Origin of the sequence: Longimicrobium sp. (genome assembly GCF_036554565.1) — a bacterium.
Classification (GTDB): Bacteria; Gemmatimonadota; Gemmatimonadetes; order Longimicrobiales; family Longimicrobiaceae; genus Longimicrobium.
Map to the genome: position 1 here is coordinate 1 of NZ_DATBNB010000106.1, position 2,422 is coordinate 2,422.

Here is a 2,422-nt window from a genome sequence, read left to right on the forward strand (position 1 = left end):
CGGGGATGCCGCGTCGCGCAGCGGTCCTCCCCCTCGCGATGTGGTACGGGGAGGACCTATGCGGCTTAGCACTGGGGCATGCGTCCCGGTCCCGGTCTGGAGGGGTGCGGCACACGGTTTCGCTCACGTACGCGGAGCGGCGGCCGGACCCGCCCGCCGTTCCTCTGCGAGGGTTTGTGATCCCTCTCGCGGTGGCCGTCGCGCAGAACTACGGGTACGCTGTGGGGGCCAGCCGGCTCCTCCTTCGGAACCCGGACCCTAACGTGGTGTGGTACTATAAGGATCTGGGCTTCGATGTTGTGTGGAAGGGCTCCACGCCCATATATTGCAAGAAGGAGATATGAGCCATGAGAAAAGACCCTCCGACGGTCGAGAAGCCGCAGGTACCACTGAAGCGGAGGGGCCTTCAGGGCCGCCTGCGCTCGTTTGGCTTTGCTGGCCGTAACGATGATGTACCCGCCCCGTTGCGCGAGGTTGCGCGTGAGCGGATCCGGAGCAAGCCGGGGTTCTTCGCATCCCTGAGCCCCGAGGCGAGGGCGGCCATCGAGAACTACGACGGCCCCGAGGTCATTGGCCCGCGACGCGACGGCTGACGACCGCACCAGAGGTGAAGAGCGCCCGCCCAGGGGATCCCCTGCGCAGGCGCTCTTTTGTTAGCTTGGCGGCCCGCTGCAGCGCCGGCCGGCCGCACCGGCGGCGATGGAGAACCAGAATGCCGAAGCCGGCTCATAGCGCGCCGCCCGCACGGGAGCCTCGGTACCACGTGCGGTTGATGTTCGAGTGGGGCGGCGGCTGCCTCTGGGGCGGCAACGACGCGGCCTACGATGCGTTCGACGTGGGGCCCATCGAGGACGAGCTTCCCCTCTCCAACGCCACGCGCCAGCGCCTGGAAGAGCTGTCGGTCTGGCACGATACGGCGCTCGACTGGGACGACCCCGCCGGCCCGGGTCTCTGGACGCCCGAGGAGTACGACAAGTTCCACCAGGCCGCCGTCGAAATCCTGGACACCATCCGTTCTGAACTTGGCCCGGACTTCCGGGTCGAATGCCGGGGCCCGTAGCGGCGGCGCCCCTCTCTCCCCTGCCCTTCCCGCAAAGGACACCTGTTGACCACGAAGTCCAATTCCCGCGCCACTCTCGCACGTACGGCCCTCCGCATCGCGTGCACGGCGATGATCCTGGCCGGTGCCGGGGCATGCGAAGACAGCACGGGAAGCGAAACGCGAGACGTCACGATCGGCGGGATCTTTTCGCTCACCGGCAACTGGGCGTCGCTCGGCGTGACCAGCAAGGCCGCGATGGAGCTGGCGGTGGAGGACGCCAACCGCTTCGCCGCGGGCCGGGGCATCACCTTCCGCTCCGACATCCGGGACACCAAGCTGGACCCGGCGACGGCGCTCTCGGCCGTGCAGTCGCTGAAGGCCGCCGGTGTGCAACTGGTCGTCGGCCCGCAGTCCAGCGCCGAGCTGGCGGCCATCAAATCGTACGTGGATGCGAATCCGCTGATTGTTGTCAGCCAGTCGAGCACGGCGGGATCGCTGGCGGTGCCGGGCGACCACGTCTATCGCTTCACGGCGGCGGATAGCCTGGAGGGCATCGCCTCGGCGGCGCTGATGTGGGGCGACGGCGTTCGCACGGTGATCCCGGTCTGGCGTGCGGACGCCGGGAACCAGGGGCTTCACACGGCCACCCGGAGAGGGTTCACCGCGCGCGGTGGCACCGTATCGAGCGGCGTGGAGTACGCGACGAACGCCACCAGCTACGCGGCAACCATTACCGCGCTTGGCACGCAGGTGCGGGCCGCACTCGCCACGCGGCCGGCGAGCCAGGTGGGCGTGTACCTGGCCGGCTTCGACGAGGTGGCGGACGTGTTCGTGGCCGCGGCGGGGGACCCGGTGCTCGCCTCGGTGCGCTGGTACGGCGCGGACGGCATCGCGCAGAGCGGCGCCCTGCTCGCCCGCCCGGCGGCCGTGGCATTCGCGCAGCAGGTCGGCTTTCCGTCGGCGCTCTTCGGGCTGGACCTGGCAGCGAGCGCGACGTGGCAGCCGGTCGCTACGCGCATCCAGCAGCGCGCGGGCATGGCGCCCGATGCGTTCGCGCTGGCCGTGTATGATGCGGTGTGGGTGGCGGCGCTGGCGTACCTCGCCTCGCCCGCGGGCGTGAGCGCCGACTCGCTGGCTTCGCGCTTCGTGCAGGCGGCGGGCACGTACCACGGCACCACCGGCTGGGCCACGCTGAACGGCGCTGGCGACCGGCAGCACGCCGACTTCGACTTCTGGGCCATCCGCCCGTCCGGCACCGGCTACGCCTGGAAGCGCGTCGGGGGCTACGAGACGCGCTCGGGCACGTTGAGCCGCTGATCGCGTCAGGATAATACCGCCGCGCTACCTGGTCACCTGATGTTCGAGTGGCGCGGCGGCTGG

At 69.9% G+C, this 2,422-nt stretch carries 2 protein-coding genes; both read left to right on the forward strand.

The features are described from left to right. The first annotated feature begins 712 nt into the window (after window positions 1–712). Window positions 713–1,060, forward strand: a complete 348-nt coding sequence (locus VIB55_RS02885; RefSeq protein WP_331875158.1) for a hypothetical protein — start codon at window positions 713–715, stop codon at window positions 1,058–1,060. Between the two features lie 45 nt (window positions 1,061–1,105). Further along, complete coding sequence (locus VIB55_RS02890) at window positions 1,106–2,359, forward strand: ABC transporter substrate-binding protein (protein WP_331875159.1); 1,254 nt, start codon at window positions 1,106–1,108, stop codon at window positions 2,357–2,359. The last annotated feature ends 63 nt before the right edge of the window (window positions 2,360–2,422 follow it).

Coding starts and splice junctions, on each gene's coding strand:
- VIB55_RS02885 (WP_331875158.1), top strand. CDS start 713: ATGCCGAAGCCGGCTCATAGCGCGCCGCCCGCACGGGAGCCTCGGTAC.